Genomic DNA, 17,510 nt, shown 5'->3' with positions numbered 1-17,510 from the left:
GTCGGGGTTAACTCAAGGTTAAAACTGTTTCATAAAAAAGTTATCTAAACGTTAAGTGAAAGGTTGGAAATTCCAAAATAGACATGTTGTGTTAACATAGAAAAAAGTTATCTTGCAAACCAATTATTTAAATATGAATTGGGAACAATTATTGTCTCTGAAGCGATATGGTGATACCAACAAACGCTTAAGGAAAGAACAAGATGAAACAAGATTAGGTTTTGAGGTCGATTATGATAGAATTATTTTTTCTTCAGAGTTTAGAAGCCTTCAAGATAAAACACAGGTTATACCTTTATCAAAAACAGATTTCATCCATACACGATTAACACATAGTTTAGAGGTTAGCGTGGTTGGCCGTTCTTTAGGTCGAAAAGTGGGACAAAGACTTCTGGAGAAATATCCTCATCTTAAGAATATCCATGGTTATCAAATTAATGATTTTGGAGCGATTGTAGCAGCTGCCGCATTGGCTCATGATATTGGCAATCCTCCGTTTGGACATTCCGGAGAAAAAGCAATAGGCGAATATTTTAAAACGGGGAATGGTAATAGATTTAAGTCCGAATTGACAGCGAAAGAATATCAAGATTTATGTGATTTTGAAGGTAATGCTAATGGGTTTAAAATTTTGACGGAAAGTAGGAAAGGTAGGGGAGGTGGGCTTCGCTTGAGCTATGCAACTCTTGGAGCCTTTACAAAATATCCAAAAGAGTCACTACCCAAAAAACCTACTTCACATATTGCAGACAAAAAATATGGTTTTTTTCAAAGTGATAAGGAGGCGTTTATGGATGTAGCTACAGAACTGGGATTAAAGCAGACTAGAGATGGTAATGATATCAGTTTTGCAAGGCATCCATTGACTTTTCTTGTGGAAGCTGCTGATGATATCTGTTATACCATAATAGATTTTGAGGATGGTATCAACTTTGGTTTAATACAAGAAGAATATGCTTTAGAGTACTTAATCAATTTGGTTAGGGATACAATCAACAAAGACAATTATAGCTCTCTCACCAATACAGAAGATAGAATTAGCTACTTAAGAGCGCTTGCAATTAATACCTTGATAAATGAGTCAGTTGAGATTTTTATGAGTAACGAAGAATCCATTCTTAATGGTACCTTTGAAAATGCGCTCCTCGATATGAGTAGATATAAGGCACAAATCAAAGACATCATCGACATAAGTGTAAAAAATGTCTATAATTCTATGGATGTTATTGATAAAGAAATTGCGGGTTATGAAGTGATTAATGTGCTTTTAGATTCATTTGTTTACACTGTTTATAAACATCATAAAGGAAATTTATCTAATTATGATCAGCTCATATTGAAAGTTTTGCCCGAGACGTTAGACTTAAAGGACAATGCGTTGTACCATAACATTTTAGATATTTGCAATTTTGTGGCAAGGTTTTCAGACAGCAATGCCATTCAAACATACAGAAAATTGAAAGGAAACCATTTATAATAAATACAGCATGAAAAAGAGATTACTATTAGGCGCAACCGTTTTTTCACTTATTCTATTAAGTATTGGGTGCAGTACATCAAATGAATACTCTGAAATTGAAAAATTAAGAAAAAAACATCAAAACTTTTTAGAGAATAGTCCATTTAAGGAAACTCAACATATCTCAAGAAAAGAAAGAAAAAAAATGGGGATTCCACCAAACGCCTATTTTGAGCAATTGTGGGATTTGACAATGGATCCAAATACAGGGCGTCCAATGCCAGAACGACTGGAGGAAGTACGTTCAGAATTAAATGATCAAAGATTATTTTATAGAGGAATGTCAGGTGAGAGTACAACATCCTGGATAAATAGGGGACCCAATGATCAAGGAGGTCGCACAAGAGGTATTATGTTTGACCCAAATGATGTTGGTAATCCAAATCCTGCCGATGACTATACAAGAGTTTTTGCGGGAGGCGTTTCTGGAGGACTTTGGGTTAATGAAGATATTACAAATCCAAGTTCATCATGGACATTGGTAACCGGCATGCAGGCCAACATTTCGGTTACAACAATTATTTCCGACCCAAACAATTCGAACATTTTTTACATAGGTTCTGGAGAATCTTTTGTTTCCGGAGATGTGGTAGGAAGAGGTGTTTGGAAGTCTACTGACGGAGGTGTCACTTGGAACAATATATTTGGGGGTTATGATAGTTTTAGCAACGGAAATGTAAATGGTATATTTTACATAAATGATATTGTAGCTAGAAATGTCTCTGGGACAACAGAATTATATATTGCTGTGGCAAATGCTTTTTATGGTTCTGCTTCCAGTCCAAATAATTTTCATAGTGTTGCTGAAGCCGGTGTCTATAAATCAACAGATGGAGGAAACAATTGGAATCGATTTAATATAACACACAATAATGGCAATTATAAAAACCCATGTGATTTAGAAATTGATGTCAATAATAATATTTGGTTTACCACAACGAGCAATGTGTTTGGCAACCCAGGTGGCGATATTTATAGATCTTCCGATGGAATCAATTTTTCTTTGATAAGAAATATTCCTAATGCATCGAGAACTGAACTGGAAGTTTCAAGTACAGATGCTAATCGTTTATGGGTTGCCGCAAACGTAAATGGAGCTGCCGATCTTTTTACAACAACTGATGCCTTTGCGACAATAACATCCATGCTAGAACCAAATGATGCAGATAATGGAATTTCTTCGACCGATTATACAAGAGGTCAAGCATTTTATGATTTACCAATTGAGGCAGACCAAAATGGAAAACTTTATGTGGGCGGAATAGATTTGTTTGTATCCCTTAATAATGGGATTACATGGAATCAAATATCTAAATGGTCTAATAATGCTAACTTGAACACTTTAACAGTCCCTTTTGTTCACGCAGACCAACATGCAATTGTTTTTAGGCCTGGTAGTAATGGTAATCAAGTTGTTTTTGGAACAGATGGAGGTGTTTATTATTCCAACAATATTTCAGCTACGGCAGGAAACCCAGCAGCGATTCAACAGCGAAATATAAATTTTGTGACGACACAATTTTATTATGGTACGATAGACGGTGTTGGAGGTGGAAATGGAGATGACATTGCTGGAGGTACACAAGATAACGGAACACAAGTTTTGGTGAATGGAAATGCAGGGCTAAATCCCTTTTTTGACCCTGCTGGAGGTGATGGCGGTTTTACTGAAATAGACGATATTGGAGTTCAATATATGATTACCACTTATCCTGGGAACAATCATGTTTACTTCAATTATCCAACGTTTACAAATGGGTATGCAATTACAAGTGGGAATGGGGGGAGTTTTATAAATGAAGCGGCTCTCGATAAGAATCAAAACGTTCTTTTTTCGAATGCGTCCTCGGGTGGCAGTCGTGCCATAGAAAGAACAACAAATTTTATGAATGGAGCTGCAAATGTTGTAAATGCTAACCTTACAAACACATTATTGAATTCATCGCCAAGCGCTTTAAAAGTTTCTCCATTTACCACAGCCACCTCTACACTTTTTGCGGGTTTAAGAAATGGTAGATTACTTAAAATTACTTTTGCCAATTTAGGACCTTTTTGGTCCAACATTTCAGGACCGGGATTTGTCGGGAGCATCTCGGATATAGAGTTTGGGCAAAATGAACAGGAAATTTTTGTAACCATGCATAATTATGGTGTTCAAAGTATTTGGTATACAAGTAATGGAGGAACTTCATGGAGAAGTCTTGAAGGAAACCTTCCTGACATGCCGGTAAAATGCATTTTGCAAAACCCTTTATTGCCAAATGAATTAATTATAGGAACCGAACTTGGTATTTGGGCAACGCCCGACTTTACTCAAACCAATCCTACATGGATTCCTGTATTTAATGGTATGAGCGACGTGACAGTTTTAGATCTGGATTTAAGAGCGTCAGACAACACCATTTTAGCAACCACATACGGAAGAGGTTTATTTACTGGAACTTTTACAGCTACACCTTTAAGCGTTCTTGATAGTGAAGCTATAAATAAAAATATTACAGTTCATCCTACCGTATCTAATGGAAATGTTCGTGTTTCTTCAAAAGCCAATCTAGGTAAGGTAAACATGGATATATACAGCTTAAGCGGAAAGAAAGTCTTTAACCAATCTCTCAATCTATCTACTAGCAATCAAAGCTTATCTCTTGAACTGAGTTCTGGAATGTATTTAGTTCAATTTAAGGGAAATAATTTCACCGAAAACTCGAAAATAGTGATTAAATAACGATAAGATTATCATTAATATTTAACTAGGGAGCTTCAGGGCTCCCTATTTTTTCAAAACATTTCATCGAAAAAATTTGCATTTAAACGATAAAGTGTTATATTTGAATCCGAATCAAAGTTAAAACCTCTTATCATGAAGAAGAATCTACTGGGTGCTATTGTTATTTTCTTTGTAACTCTAGCTTTTTTATTGGTGATCGACGACATCTCTAAAAGTAAAAGTCCGCAGCCGCAATCTACAGTTAACGTTTATGAAAAAGGTCAACAACCAGAAATGGTTACGACTGATCATGAAGACGAATAATCTCCTGTATAATACTTGCTAAGCTTTTAGAATCAAGTTTTTGTTGATGAAATAATTTTTCAACGCTGCCGTGCTCAATGAACTCATCGGGCAATCCCAAAACTGTTATGGATGTTATATACTTGTGTAGAGCTGCAAACTCTACAACTGCACTGCCGAACCCTCCTTTTATAGTGCCATCTTCGATAGTGAGAATGTACTTATAATCACTAAAAATTTTGTGAAGCAACGTCTGATCAAGAGGTTTTACAAAACGCATATCGAAATGTGCAACTAATTCTGGTTTTGATAAAGAATCTATAGCTTCACTGACATTTTTTGAAATACTTCCAATACTTAACACGGCTATTTTTGTTCCTTTCTGAAGCTCAATACCTTTGCCGATTTCAATTTTTTGAAAGGGTTGTTTCCAATCCAGCGAGGTGCCTCTGCCTCTTGGATAACGTATCGCAATTGGATGTTCAAGGCCCAATTGAGCTGTGTACATCATATTTCGTAATTCAATTTCATTCCGCGGAGCGAAAATAATTAAATTCGGAATGCATCTTAAATACGCCAAATCAAAAACACCATGATGCGTTGCGCCATCTTCACCAACCAAACCAGCTCTATCCAGACAAAATATCACAGGCAAATTCTGCAATGCCACATCATGAATAACTTGGTCATAAGCTCGCTGAAGGAAAGTAGAATAGATATTACAGAAAACCACCATACCTTGTGTTGCCATTCCAGCAGCTAACGTAACCGCATGCTGTTCTGCAATTCCAACATCAAAGGCGCGTTCAGGCAATTCATCCATCATCAACTTTAGAGAACTTCCAGTTGGCATAGCAGGTGTGATACCGATGATTTTTTCATTTTGTTTCGCAAGTTCCAAGATAGTTTCACCAAATACATCCTGAAATTTTGGAGGTAAATCCTCCTTTTGAGAAGGAACAATTTCCCCAGTTAAGGCATCAAATTTCCCTGGCGCGTGATATTTCACCTGTTGCTCTTCGGCTTGTTTTAAACCTTTTCCTTTAGTGGTAATTACGTGCAAAAGCTTTGGGCCTTTCACCTCTTTCAGTCGTTGTAACTCTTCGAGAAGTAATTCCAAATTATGGCCATCAATAGGTCCTGAATAATTGAAATTCAATGCTTCAAAAATGTTGTCTTGTTTTTCGGTCCCTTTTTTAACGTTGGTAAGATACTGTTTCAAAGCACCAACACTTGGGTCAATGCCAATGGCGTTGTCATTCAAGATGATTAGAATATTGGCATCGGTAACTCCTGCGTGATTGAGCCCTTCAAACGCCATTCCGCTAGCAATTGATGCATCGCCAATAACTGCAATATGTTGTCTATTTTCACCTTTTAATTTGGATGCAATCGCCATTCCCAAAACAGCCGAAATGGAGGTGGAAGAATGTCCGACGCCAAAAGCATCATAAACACTTTCGCTTCTTTTCGGAAAGCCGCTGATGCCACCAAGTTGTCTGTTGGTATGAAAAATTTCCTTACGACCCGTCAAAATTTTATGACCATAGGCCTGATGGCCAACATCCCAAACCAGCAAATCCTCTGGCGTATTGAACACATAATGCAAGGCAATAGTGAGTTCCACGACACCAAGGCTTGCTCCCAGATGACCTTCCTTGGTCGCAACGATATTGATGATAAATTCGCGAAGTTCTTTAGCCAGAATAGGAAGTTCGCTCGGAGTTAAGTGTCTTAAATCTGAAGGGGAATTGATATGGTTTAAGAATTCGCTCATGTTTTGCAAATGTACCATTTGAAATCGTATTTTTACTCCAAACGATTTTGGATTTTATGATGTTAGAACCTTTTGATGACACCTACTTTATGAAGAAAGCGCTTCAGGAAGCTGAACTCGCTTATGCAAAAGGTGAAATACCTGTGGGAGCAGTTATTGTGATAGATAATCGAGTTATTGCGAGAACGCACAATCTCACCGAAATGCTTGTAGATGTGACGGCTCATGCGGAAATGCAGGCCATCACAGCAGCATCAAATTTTTTAGGCGGAAAATATCTTCATAATTGCACATTATATGTAACGTTAGAACCTTGCCAGATGTGTGCAGGCGCTCTGTATTGGAGTCAAATTTCCCGAATTGTATATGGTGCAAAGGATGAACAACGAGGTTATACAGCTTTGAATGCTAAATTACACCCAAAAACAGTCATGTTAGGTGGTGTTTTAGAAGAAGAATCATCGCAGTTACTGAAACGCTTCTTTATTGAAAAACGAAATCTGAATTAACGACGCTTATCTCCTTCTCGCTCGCGCATCTTTTTCAAGTTTTCTTTTGTGAGCATATAATCTTCCACTTTTTTGTCTTTCCAGCGATACCAAGAAAACAATGGAAATGCAATGATGAACAAACCTGCAACGCCACCACCAATCATTTTTTGCGAGAAGTCTGTTTCCCATAAAAACCCAAGAATGATACTGGCAATACTTAAAATAAACGAAAGGGCTATGATGTATTTCATCAGTGTGTGATATTGATTAGCTTTCTTCGGTACATCGTCAGTAACTTCGATTTGGAAATAAATCCGACGTAAATATCATTTTTAACAACAGGAAGATTCCAGGCGTTGCTATCTTGAAACTTTTTCATAATATCGGTCATTTTATCTTTTTCAATATCGATGATATCTGGCGGACTTTGCATCACGTCGCTTGCATACACTTCGTTATAAAGGCTTTGGTCAAACATAATCGGTCTGATATCATCCAAAAGAATGACGCCTTTTAGTTTTTCAGTGTTTTCATCGATTACCGGAAAAATATTTCGGCTGGATTTTACAACGGCTTCATGAACAATGCTTCCAAGTGTCATCGTTGTGGTCACTTTTGCAAAATTATTTTCTACCACTTTGTTGATATCCATCAGGGTTAATACTGCGTGGTCTTTATCGTGCGTAATCAATTCACCTTTTCGACCTAATTCCATTGTGTAAACAGAATGTGGATGAAAACTTTTAGTGATTCCAAAGGAAATAGCCGCGGTCAACATCAGCGGGATAAAAAGTTCGTAACCACCTGTAACTTCGGCTATCAAGAAAATGGCTGTCAATGGTGCGTGGAGCACGCCAGCCATCAATCCAGCCATCCCTACAAGCGTAAAATTACTTTCGGAAACAGGATGATTTGTCAGCCCAATATTGTTGATGATTTTCGCAATGCAATTGCCCATAATGCTTCCCATAAAAAGTGTTGGCGCAAAAATTCCTCCAACGCCTCCAGCACCAAAAGTCAGAGCACTGGCAATGATTTTGAAAAACACCAATCCAGCCAAAAGACCAATAATAATCCAAATGTTGGTCACTTCGAGATGAAAAATATTGTTTTCCAGTGCTTTCTCTGGATTGCCAGCTATGAGATTATTTATGACGTCGAATCCTTCACCATATAAAGGTGGAATAAAATATATGAGAATTCCCAAGCACACACCACCTATGATAAGGCGTTTAATGGGAGAGTCTATCGTATCGAAAAATCGTTGAATTCGGTCATAAACTTCAGTGAAATAGATTGAAACGAATGCCGCTACGACACCTAAAATTGCATAAAAAGGCGCATCCGATAGTTCAAAATGGTCTTCAATACGAAAAGGCAATAAAATATCGTCACCAAAGAAAAAATAGGAGGTCAATATTGCTGAAAGTGATGCCAAAAGCAGTGGCAACATCGACGCAATCGTCAAATCGAGACTGAACACTTCAATTGCAAAGATAATTGCAGCGATTGGAGCCTTGAAAATCGATGACATCGCTCCTGCGGCTGCACAACCAATCAATAGGTTTCTGGTGCTTTGGTTTACGTGAAATAAACGAGATATGTTACTGCTGATGGCTGAACCCGTTGCAACCGTTGGTCCTTCGAGACCGACGGAACCTCCAAAACCTACCGTAAAAGGAGCCGTTAGAATGGAACCAAACATCTGATATTGCTTCATAATACCTTTTCTTTTTGAAATTGAAAAGAGCGTTGAAGGAATGCCGTGACTCACCTTATGGCGAATTACATATTTAATGATGAGGTATACCAAGGTCAAACCGATGATTGGGAACAAAAAGTAAAATGCGTGATGGTAATATTGGACCAAATTACCTTCGAGAATGTGCTGTATAAAGTGTGTTAAGTTTTTCAGTACAACCGCACCAACACCAGACGTAAAGCCAACCAATATGCTCAAAACAGCTACAAACTGCTTATGGGAGATGTGTTTTGCTCTCCATATCAAAAACCGTTTGAAAAATGAGCGGTTAGGCATTGTTCTTTGAAATAAAAAAATCCTGCATCGCAGGATTATCTTGTTATGATTGAATGTTCAATTTTAAACTTAATTCAGCCAATTGTTTGTCATCGATAGGAGCAGGAGCATCTATCATCACATCGCGACCAGCATTGTTTTTAGGGAACGCAATGAAATCGCGAATTGTTTCCTGTCCACCCAAAATGGCAACCAATCTATCCAACCCGAAAGCCAAACCTCCGTGTGGTGGTGCTCCATATTGAAATGCATCCATCAAAAACCCAAACTGCGCTTTTGCTTCTTCAGGTGTAAACCCTAAATAATCAAACATCAAAGCTTGTGTTTTTTTATCGTGAATTCTGATGGAACCACCTCCAATTTCGTTTCCGTTCAATACCAAATCATAGGCATTTGCTTTCACGGCACCAGGATTGGTTTCCAAAAGCTGAATCTGTCCTGGTTTTGGTGACGTAAATGGATGGTGCATTGCGTGGTAACGCTCGGTTTCTTCATCCCATTCCAAGAGAGGAAAATCCACCACCCAAAGCGGTGCAAATTCGTTCGGTTTGCGCAATCCAAGTCGTGTTGCCAACTCCATACGCAAAGCACTCAATTGTGGACGTACTTTGTCCTTGTTTCCTGAAAGCACACAAATCAAATCACCAGCTTTGGCACCTGTGACTTCGGCCCATTTTGCCAAATCTGCTTCATCATAAAACTTGTCAACAGAAGATTTATAAGTTCCATCCTCATTGCATCTTACATACACCATTCCCATCGCACCAATTTGTGGGCGTTTTACCCAATCAATCAATTGATCAATCTCTTTTCTTGTGAAGTTATTTCCGCCAGGAACAGCGATACCAACCACTAATTCTGCATTATTGAAAATACCAAAATCTTTGTGTTGTGTTACGTCATTCAACTCGCCAAATTCCATCCCAAAACGAATGTCTGGCTTGTCGTTTCCGTATTTTTGCATGGCTTCGTCGTAGGTGATACGTGGAAACTTTTCAATTTCAACACCATTCACTTCTTTCAAAAGATGACGTGTTAAACCTTCAAAAGCATTCAAAATGTCTTCTTGTTCCACAAACGCCATTTCGCAATCAATTTGTGTAAATTCTGGTTGACGGTCAGCACGTAAATCTTCATCACGGAAACATTTCACTATCTGGAAATACTTATCCATTCCGCCCACCATCAACAGTTGCTTAAATGTTTGAGGCGATTGTGGAAGCGCATAAAATTGACCTTCGTTCATACGAGAAGGTACCACGAAATCGCGAGCGCCTTCAGGAGTGGATTTAATCAAATAAGGTGTTTCAACCTCAATAAACCCTTCCCTGGAAAGATAATTTCTAACCTCTTGTGCCACTTTGTGACGGAACATCAAACTGTTTTTGACAGGATTGCGACGAATGTCGAGATAGCGATATTTCATACGCAACTCTTCACCACCATCGGTTTCATCTTCAATAGTGAAAGGCGGAAGCAAAGCGGAGTTCAAAACGGTCAATTCTGAAACTAAAATCTCGACATCGCCTGTTGGCATATTTGGATTTTTGGAAGCACGCTCAATAACAGTTCCTTTTACTTGAATTACAAACTCACGACCCAATTTCTGGGCTTTTTCCATCATCTCTTTTGAAGTGCGTTCTTCATCAAACACTAATTGTGTGATTCCATAACGGTCACGTAAATCGACCCAAACGATGAATCCCTTATCACGTGACTTTTGCACCCAACCTGCCAAGGTTACTTCTTTATTGATATGCGATGAACGCAGTTCGCCGCAGTTATGACTTCTGTACATATTTTTTGAAACATTTTACATCGAAACGCTAATGTTTTGATGTTAGAGGATGCAAATTTAAGGAAGTTAAGCTATTATTGAATAAAAAAGCCTCAATTCTTATTGAGGCTTTTTGATAATTTATTCTAAACTTGCGACAGGTTCATCATCCAGTTCTTGATTGACTGATTTTATTTTTCCTCGCAGCCACATTTTAAATTTCATCGTTAGGAAAAACATCACTGGCACGACAATCAAGGTCAAGAATGTTGCGACAAACAGACCGTAGATGACAGTCCACGCCAATGGTCCCCAGAATACGACGTTATCACCTCCCATATAGATATTTGGATTGAAATCTCTAAATAATGTAAAGAAATTGATATTCAACCCAATTGCCAATGGAATCAAACCCAGTATGGTAGTAATAGCCGTTAAAAGTACTGGACGCAAACGTGCTTTACCTGCTCTCACAATGCTTTCAAATAAATCTTCTGTTGAAAGATGTTCACTTTCATCTAAATCCAAGTCGTTTTTCTTTCTGTCTATCAATAATTGAGCGTAGTCCAAAAGTACCACACCATTATTCACCACAATTCCTGCGAGAGAAATAATTCCCACCATCGTCATCATAATCACGAATGCACTTCCTGTAATCACAATGCCTCCGAATACACCAATAAAACTCAAGAATATGGCAAGCATAATGATTGCTGGTTTAGAAACAGAATTGAATTGGAAAATCAAAATGAAGAAAATCAACATCAATCCTGTAAAAAATGCACCCATTAAAAATGCCATTTGCTTGTTTTGCTCTTCAATTTGTCCTGTGTAATCAATCTTGATATTTTCAGGGAGACCTTCATAGCTCTTCATTTCATTCTGAATTTGGGTGACGATAGCTTGTGCATCTGTATAACCAGGCGCCAGAGCAGAATATACAGTCACCACACGTCGTGTTCCAGCGTGTTTAATGGCACTAAAACCACTATTATTTTCTTGTTTTGCCAGCGTAGATAGAGGAATGACCTTTAACTGACCAGTATTGTCCCTAAATGTGATGTTTTGATTGAAAAGCGCACTGGTATTGTAACGCAAATCTTCATTAAAACGAACATAAATGTCAAAATCATCACCATCTTCTTTGTAAATTCCGGCTTTAGCTCCAAAAATTGAGTTTCGTAATTGCTGACCAACTTGTGAAGCGCTGACGCCAAGCTCGCCTGCCTTTTTTCTGTCTACAGTCACTCGCATCGTTGGTTTATCCTTGTTTACATCAATCTTGAGTTCATCGATTCCTGCAATGTTTTTCTCATTGATAAACTCGCGCATATTTTCGGCAGTTGCAATCAATTCATTATAATCATCACCTTCAATCTCAATGTTAATTGGTGCACCTGCTGGCGGACCGTTGGCATCTTTCTCCACTGAAATCAAGACTCCTGGGTAAATACCAACCAAAGCTTTTTGAACTTTTTGACGCAACAATTCACTATCCTCGCCTTCACGATATTTGTATTCTCGCATTGATGCTGTGATTTTTGCCTTATGTGGCATTTCGGCCGTTGAACCACCTTCTGTTTGCGGATTTCCAGCACCTTCGCCTACTTGCGACACAGCACTTTCTACCAAGAAGTTATAATCACCTTTTTTATATTGATTGTCATCTAAAACATCATATACACGCTTCTCGATTTCCTTGGTGATGGCATTCGTTTTTTCGATGGCTGTACCTTGAGGATATTCTATGTAAACAATGATTTGATTCGGCTTATTATCTGGGAAAAACTCTACTTTGGTTCGTTGTGTTCCTAATGAAATTCCGAAAGCAATAAACGCTGCAAACAATAATATGACTGTTCCGATGGTCAAAATGTATGGTTTGCGACCTGAAAGCGCACGACGTAATTGTCGCTCGTACCAGTTTTCCAATCTTACCAATGAATTGTTCTGGAAATTATTTGCCCATTTACGCAAAAACAAACGATACACCCAAAGCATAATGGCTGTAAACACCATCAAAGTTCCCAAAGCACGATATTCGCCTGCCACCAAGAAGACCAGAATACCCAACCCAGCCATAACGCTCGTGGTGATAATGATTCTTTTCAAAGGCATATCTTTATCTTCGATATTCATATATTGAGATACCAACACGGAATTGAAAAATATCGCCACGAACAATGATGAACCAAGAACAATGGAAAGCGTAATCGGCAAAATCATCATAAATTCTCCCATAATTCCCGGCCAAAGACCTAATGGAATGAATGCCGCAACAGTAGTCGCCGTTGAAATGATGATAGGAAAGGCAATCTCGCCAATTCCCTTTTTGGCTGCTTCCATTCGGCTCATACCCTCTTCGTCCATCAATCGATAGACATTCTCCACTACCACAATTCCGTTATCCACGAGCATTCCCAGACCCATAATAAGACCGAAAAGTACCATCGTGTTCAAACTGTGACCGAGTAAATTCAGAATCATCAAAGACATAAACATCGACATCGGAATCGCAAATCCTACGAAGATGGCGTTTTTGAATCCAAGGAAGAACATTAGAACGGTTACCACGAGAATGACACCAAAAATGATATTGTTAACCAAATCATCTACTTGACCAATTGTTACTGAAGACTGGTCGTTTGCGATGGTGATAGTCAAATCTGAAGGGAATTCGTTCTTCTTTGCATCTTCAACAATAACCTTGATTTGCTCAACGGCATCCACCATATTTTTACCAGCACGTTTTTTGACATCGAGCATTACAACAGGATGACCATATTCTCTAGCAAAGGTGGTTTTGTCCTCTTCCTTGAACGATACTGTAGCCACATCTTTTAGATAGATGGCATTTCCGTTTTCTGACTTTACAACAAAATCTTCAAGTTCAGAAGGTGATTCAATTTCACCCAAAACTCTTATGGTTCTTCTTTGTCCACTGGCAATCAAATTTCCAGCAGACATTGTGGTATTTCCACTATTGATGGCTCCGATAATGTCATTGAAAGTAACATCAGAAGCCATCATTTTATAGATATCCACAGCAACCTCAACTTCTTTTTCCTGTGCACCACGAATATCTACTTTCTTTATTTCCAATAAATCTTCAATTTCATCTTGAAGATATTCGGCATAATCCTTTAGTTTTTCGACTGGATAATCACCAGAAATATTGATGTTTAAAATTGGCATTTCTTCCGAAAGGCTTAATTCAAATACATCTGGCTCCACTTTGGCATCATTGAAGGTTGGCCAATCTTCACTGGCAGTTTCACTGTCGATTTCGTCCTTTACCTTTTGCTTTGCTTGGTCAACGCTTATGCCTTCATCAAATTCGACAACAATCATCGAATAATCTTCTTGAGAAGTTGAGGTAATGTCCACAACATTACTGACCGTTTTCAGTTGGTCTTCCAATGGGTCTGTAACCAATTTCTCGATATCTTCAGCTGTATTACCTGGATACACAGTGCTGACGTAGATTTTGGTCTCATTGACTTCCGGGAAATTTTCTCTAGGCATACTGAAGAATGCCGTAACTCCCAAATAGAAGATGACCAAAATAAGGACATACATTGTGGTCTTGTTGTTAATCGCCCAAGACGACAGACCAAACTCCTTGTCGACCTCTTTTTTCTTTTTAGTTTTCGCCATTGGTGTTTGATTCAAATGTTATTACTTTCACTGATTGTCCATCTTTTACGCTTCTTGCGCCTTCTTTGATAAGCTCTGCTCCATCGTCAATTCCTTCCAAGACCTCAATGACATCACCTTGTGTTTTTCCTGTTTTGATGATTACACGATTTGCAATGCCTTCACCTTCACCATTTTTGTCTTTGACGATGTAGACATACTGCTCACCGTCTGCATTTTCAGAAATGATGCTTTGTGGTATCAACAATGCTTTTTCACTAGTGTAGTCATTGATTTTCAACTTGGCAGTTAAATTAGGTTTGATGGATTTTTCCTTATTCGGAATTGCCACTTCAACTCTAAAAGTTCTATTGGCTGGATTGATGAAATCGCTTGCCTGACGAACTTTTGTATCAATGGTTTTTCCAAGTACAGGAAATTCAACTTCCACTTTTTTACCAGCAGTGACGTCTGCTACATAACGTTCAGGCACTTCCGTTTCGATATACATATCGTCTAGGTTGACGATACGCATCAGTTGGGTTTGACCAGCAGCAACTACACTTCCTTGTTCGGTAATTACGTCATCAATCGTTCCTGAAAAAGGCGCACGCACTGTGGTTTTTGCCAATTGAGATTTCAACTGATTAACCGCTTCAACTTGCGATTCATACGATGATTTAGCCTGTAGATATTGAATTTCACTTCCTATTTTTTGGTCCCATAGACGCTTTTGACGTTCAAAAGTTGTTTTTGCTAAATCAGCTTGAATTTCCAATTGCGCCAATTGTTGACCCAATCCACCATCATCGATTTTTGCTAACGTTTGACCTTTCGAAACTTTTTGTCCTTCTTTCACATAGACATTTGTCAAAATCCCGTTGTATTCAGGTGTGATGACCAAAAGATTTTTTGTAGTCACGTTTCCTTGAAGTTCAAGCATATGCACAAATTCTTCTTGTGTGGCTTTGAAAGTCGTAATCAAAGGAACATTTTTAGTGGTGTCCAATGCAGCGATTTTTTCATCCAATTGTTTGATTTTTGAATGAATAGCTTCTTGTTCATTCACAAGTTCAGCACGTTTTTTTCTAATAGTTTCCAGATTATTGCTTTCCAGAACCTTTTCCACTGAATTCTTCTGCTCTTCTCCACAAGAAGTCAAAATGAACGCAATAGTTAAAATTGATAATATATGTCTCATTTTATGGTTGTTATTGATTGATTGTTGTATTTAAAACGGTTTCTAATTCTGCTTTTTTATTGATGACATCTAGCATCGACTGCAAAAATTCTTGCTGCGCTGTGTATAATTGTGTCTGTGCTTGGCGTAAATCAAAACTTGTGGAAATGCCTTCGAAGAATTTCGTCTGATTTTTATTTTCGATGCGTTCTGCCAATGCTAGATTTTCCTTTTTATTGTCGTAATCCTCAATGGCGAATTGGTAATCGCTTTTTGCTTTTGCGATATTCAAAGTGATTTTCTGTTGCGTTTCCAAAAGGTCAGTTTCTGCTTTTTCCAAATTGATTTTCGCACGTTGCGTGGCAGAATTTCGCATTCCAGAACTGAAAATTGGAATATTCAGGCTAACTCCGAACAACGATGAACCAAACCAGTCTTGGTCTTTATCCAAGAATGAAAATTCATCACTAAATGCAGAATATCCTCCATTTAAAAATCCGTTCAATGTGGGAAGTGCTTTGCTTTTTTCAAGTTTTAGAAGTAATTCCTTTGAAACTTTGTCATTTTCGGCAATTTGATAGTCGATGGTATTTTCAGCATTAGCATCTGCTTCAAGTAAACCTAAAGAGATGTTTTGTGCTGTTAAAGTTTCAAGGCTATCGGTCAAAACCGTTTCGTGATACACATCAAGGCCAAGCGTAATATTCAGCATTTGATAGGCCAAGGTTTTCATCCGATTGGTGTTGTTCAAACTGCTTTCCACGCCAGATAAAGTGATTTTCAATTGCTCAACGTTTTCTTCTTCCGTCAGACCATTTTCATAGATTTTTGTGGTCTCGTCGAGGTTCTTTTGCAACACTTCGAGGTTTCTTTCCAGAATTTGGATGCTTTCTTCCGCAAGCAAAACATTTCCATACGCATTGATGACAGATTTTCGAACTTCCAAATCGGTTTTTGTCTTTGCATTCTGTGAAATTTCCAAAAACACTTTCGCCGATTGCAGTCCGACAATGTAAGAACCATCAAATATCTTTTGGTTCAAAGTGGCAAAGGCTGTCATATTTTGTTTGGTTCCAAAAACCACTTCAGCAAATTCTCCTGGTTGTCCACCGAAAAACTCCGCTGGAATAACCTGAACTTGCTGCTTCAAGAAATTTTGATAATCGACAGCAGCGCTTATTTGTGGCAAACCGCTGGCTGTGGTTTCCCATTTTTGGGCTTTGGCAGCATCAATGTCGCGAGCAGCATTGATGGCTGTTCGGTTGTTTTGAAGTGCGAAATCGATGGCTTCCTGCAAACTGAATTGCGTAGGCGTTTCTTGCGAAAAGCCGAAAGAAGTCATCATTAAAGTTGTGATAAATATGAGTGTTTTTCTCATTGGCGTTTATTGATTGTGATTGGTTTCTATATAGTTATCTAATAATTGTAGGCCTTTTGGTGTGCAAATGCCTCTTAAATGGTATTCCAAATAATTGTTCATCAAGTTTCGCATTGAGAAATTGTTCAAAGGGAACAGTTCTTTATCTTTCAATGCCATCATACAAGTGAAATAGATTTTTGAAATGAATTCCACATTGATGCTGTCTCGGTACAATCCGTTTTTAACACCACGTTCCAAGTTGCAAGCCACGCAATCTTCCATAACGCAAAATTGCTTTTCCTTGATGTCCTTAAATATTTTCGGATAATACTTTTCCAACTGATATTGAGGCGATGACTTTTCGTCTTTCAAGTTTCTCATCAAGAAACGCTTGATTTCAAAAATCTCATCAATCGGGTTTCGCTCTTCTTTTCGAATGTCTTCGATTCCTTCGGAAATCAACTTGAACATAAATAAAGTAGTTTCTTCCACTAAATCATTTTTGTTCTCAAAGTGTTGGTACACAGTTTTTTTTGATATTCCCATTGCATTGGCAATATCATCCATCGTCACACTCTTAAACCCATAGGTCAAGAATAATTCTGCAGCTGTTTTTAAAATATCTTCTTTCATAATCGGGTACAAAAGTAAGTATGGAAACTTTAAAAACAAAAAAAGTTTCCAAAGTTTTAATGATTTTTTAACATTGCACTCTTAAACTG

At 38.1% G+C, this 17,510-nt stretch carries 12 protein-coding genes; 4 read left to right on the top strand and 8 right to left on the bottom strand.

Going from position 1 to position 17,510, the window contains the following annotated elements; translation table 11 throughout:
- Window positions 1-133: 133 nt before the first annotated feature.
- The 3 genes from M0G43_RS01540 (at window position 134) to M0G43_RS01530 (ending at window position 4,550) form a co-directional block, all read left to right on the top strand.
- On the top strand, window positions 134-1,477 hold the full coding sequence (locus M0G43_RS01540; protein WP_248022811.1) for a deoxyguanosinetriphosphate triphosphohydrolase: 1,344 nt from the start codon (window positions 134-136) through the stop codon (window positions 1,475-1,477).
- Between the two features lie 10 nt (window positions 1,478-1,487).
- Window positions 1,488-4,244, top strand: a complete 2,757-nt coding sequence (locus M0G43_RS01535) for a T9SS type A sorting domain-containing protein (protein WP_248022809.1) — start codon at window positions 1,488-1,490, stop codon at window positions 4,242-4,244.
- A 135-nt stretch (window positions 4,245-4,379) separates the two neighbouring features.
- Complete coding sequence (locus tag M0G43_RS01530) at window positions 4,380-4,550, top strand: hypothetical protein (protein ID WP_248022808.1); 171 nt, start codon at window positions 4,380-4,382, stop codon at window positions 4,548-4,550.
- Here M0G43_RS01530 and dxs read toward each other — a convergent pair.
- A complete protein-coding gene (gene dxs / locus M0G43_RS01525; protein WP_248022806.1) occupies window positions 4,525-6,306 on the bottom strand; it encodes a 1-deoxy-D-xylulose-5-phosphate synthase in 1,782 nt (593 codons plus the stop codon). The genes M0G43_RS01530 and dxs overlap by 26 nt on opposite strands.
- A gap of 59 nt (window positions 6,307-6,365) precedes the next feature.
- Here dxs and M0G43_RS01520 point away from each other — a divergent pair, with 59 nt between their 5' ends.
- Window positions 6,366-6,815 (top strand): nucleoside deaminase, encoded by a 450-nt coding sequence (locus M0G43_RS01520; protein WP_248023784.1) that lies wholly within the window; start codon window positions 6,366-6,368, stop codon window positions 6,813-6,815.
- Here M0G43_RS01520 and M0G43_RS01515 read toward each other — a convergent pair.
- The 7 genes from M0G43_RS01515 to M0G43_RS01485 all read right to left on the bottom strand — a co-directional run bounded on the left by M0G43_RS01515 (window position 6,812) and on the right by M0G43_RS01485 (window position 17,421).
- Window positions 6,812-7,048: a hypothetical protein gene (locus M0G43_RS01515; protein WP_248022804.1), complete on the bottom strand. Its 237-nt coding sequence runs from the start codon at window positions 7,046-7,048 to the stop codon at window positions 6,812-6,814. The two genes, M0G43_RS01520 and M0G43_RS01515, sit on opposite strands and share 4 nt — an antisense overlap.
- Window positions 7,048-8,835: a chloride channel protein gene (locus M0G43_RS01510; protein ID WP_248022802.1), complete on the bottom strand. Its 1,788-nt coding sequence runs from the start codon at window positions 8,833-8,835 to the stop codon at window positions 7,048-7,050. The genes M0G43_RS01515 and M0G43_RS01510 overlap by 1 nt, the downstream gene beginning before the upstream one ends.
- A 43-nt stretch (window positions 8,836-8,878) precedes the next feature.
- On the bottom strand, window positions 8,879-10,633 hold the full coding sequence (gene aspS, locus M0G43_RS01505) for an aspartate--tRNA ligase (protein WP_248022801.1): 1,755 nt from the start codon (window positions 10,631-10,633) through the stop codon (window positions 8,879-8,881).
- A gap of 120 nt (window positions 10,634-10,753) precedes the next feature.
- Window positions 10,754-14,269: an efflux RND transporter permease subunit gene (locus M0G43_RS01500; RefSeq protein ID WP_248022800.1), complete on the bottom strand. Its 3,516-nt coding sequence runs from the start codon at window positions 14,267-14,269 to the stop codon at window positions 10,754-10,756.
- On the bottom strand, window positions 14,256-15,449 hold the full coding sequence (locus M0G43_RS01495) for an efflux RND transporter periplasmic adaptor subunit (protein ID WP_248022799.1): 1,194 nt from the start codon (window positions 15,447-15,449) through the stop codon (window positions 14,256-14,258). Before M0G43_RS01495 ends, M0G43_RS01500 begins: the two co-directional genes overlap by 14 nt.
- 10 nt (window positions 15,450-15,459) lie before the next feature.
- Entirely contained in the window at window positions 15,460-16,806 is a 1,347-nt protein-coding gene (locus M0G43_RS01490; protein WP_248022798.1) for a TolC family protein, read from the bottom strand.
- A gap of 6 nt (window positions 16,807-16,812) precedes the next feature.
- Window positions 16,813-17,421 (bottom strand): TetR/AcrR family transcriptional regulator, encoded by a 609-nt coding sequence (locus M0G43_RS01485; protein ID WP_248022797.1) that lies wholly within the window; start codon window positions 17,419-17,421, stop codon window positions 16,813-16,815.
- Window positions 17,422-17,510 lie beyond the last annotated feature (89 nt).

This window comes from Subsaxibacter sp. CAU 1640 (assembly GCF_023156585.1).
Lineage (GTDB): Bacteria > Bacteroidota > Bacteroidia > Flavobacteriales > Flavobacteriaceae > JBPOFM01.
This window is presented reverse-complemented; position numbering and strand designations above follow the sequence as displayed.

Excerpts from the sequence above, each read along its gene's own strand:
- M0G43_RS01515 (WP_248022804.1), bottom strand. The coding sequence starts at position 7,048 with ATGAAATACATCATAGCCCTTTCGTTTATTTTAAGTATTGCCAGTATC.
- M0G43_RS01540 (WP_248022811.1), top strand. The coding sequence starts at position 134 with ATGAATTGGGAACAATTATTGTCTCTGAAGCGATATGGTGATACCAAC.
- M0G43_RS01520 (WP_248023784.1), top strand. The coding sequence starts at position 6,366 with ATGTTAGAACCTTTTGATGACACCTACTTTATGAAGAAAGCGCTTCAG.
- M0G43_RS01495 (WP_248022799.1), bottom strand. The coding sequence starts at position 15,449 with ATGAGACATATATTATCAATTTTAACTATTGCGTTCATTTTGACTTCT.
- M0G43_RS01535 (WP_248022809.1), top strand. The coding sequence starts at position 1,488 with ATGAAAAAGAGATTACTATTAGGCGCAACCGTTTTTTCACTTATTCTA.
- aspS (WP_248022801.1), bottom strand. The coding sequence starts at position 10,633 with ATGTACAGAAGTCATAACTGCGGCGAACTGCGTTCATCGCATATCAAT.
- M0G43_RS01510 (WP_248022802.1), bottom strand. The coding sequence starts at position 8,835 with ATGCCTAACCGCTCATTTTTCAAACGGTTTTTGATATGGAGAGCAAAA.
- M0G43_RS01485 (WP_248022797.1), bottom strand. The coding sequence starts at position 17,421 with ATGAAAGAAGATATTTTAAAAACAGCTGCAGAATTATTCTTGACCTAT.
- dxs (WP_248022806.1), bottom strand. The coding sequence starts at position 6,306 with ATGAGCGAATTCTTAAACCATATCAATTCCCCTTCAGATTTAAGACAC.
- M0G43_RS01530 (WP_248022808.1), top strand. The coding sequence starts at position 4,380 with ATGAAGAAGAATCTACTGGGTGCTATTGTTATTTTCTTTGTAACTCTA.
- M0G43_RS01490 (WP_248022798.1), bottom strand. The coding sequence starts at position 16,806 with ATGAGAAAAACACTCATATTTATCACAACTTTAATGATGACTTCTTTC.
- M0G43_RS01500 (WP_248022800.1), bottom strand. The coding sequence starts at position 14,269 with ATGGCGAAAACTAAAAAGAAAAAAGAGGTCGACAAGGAGTTTGGTCTG.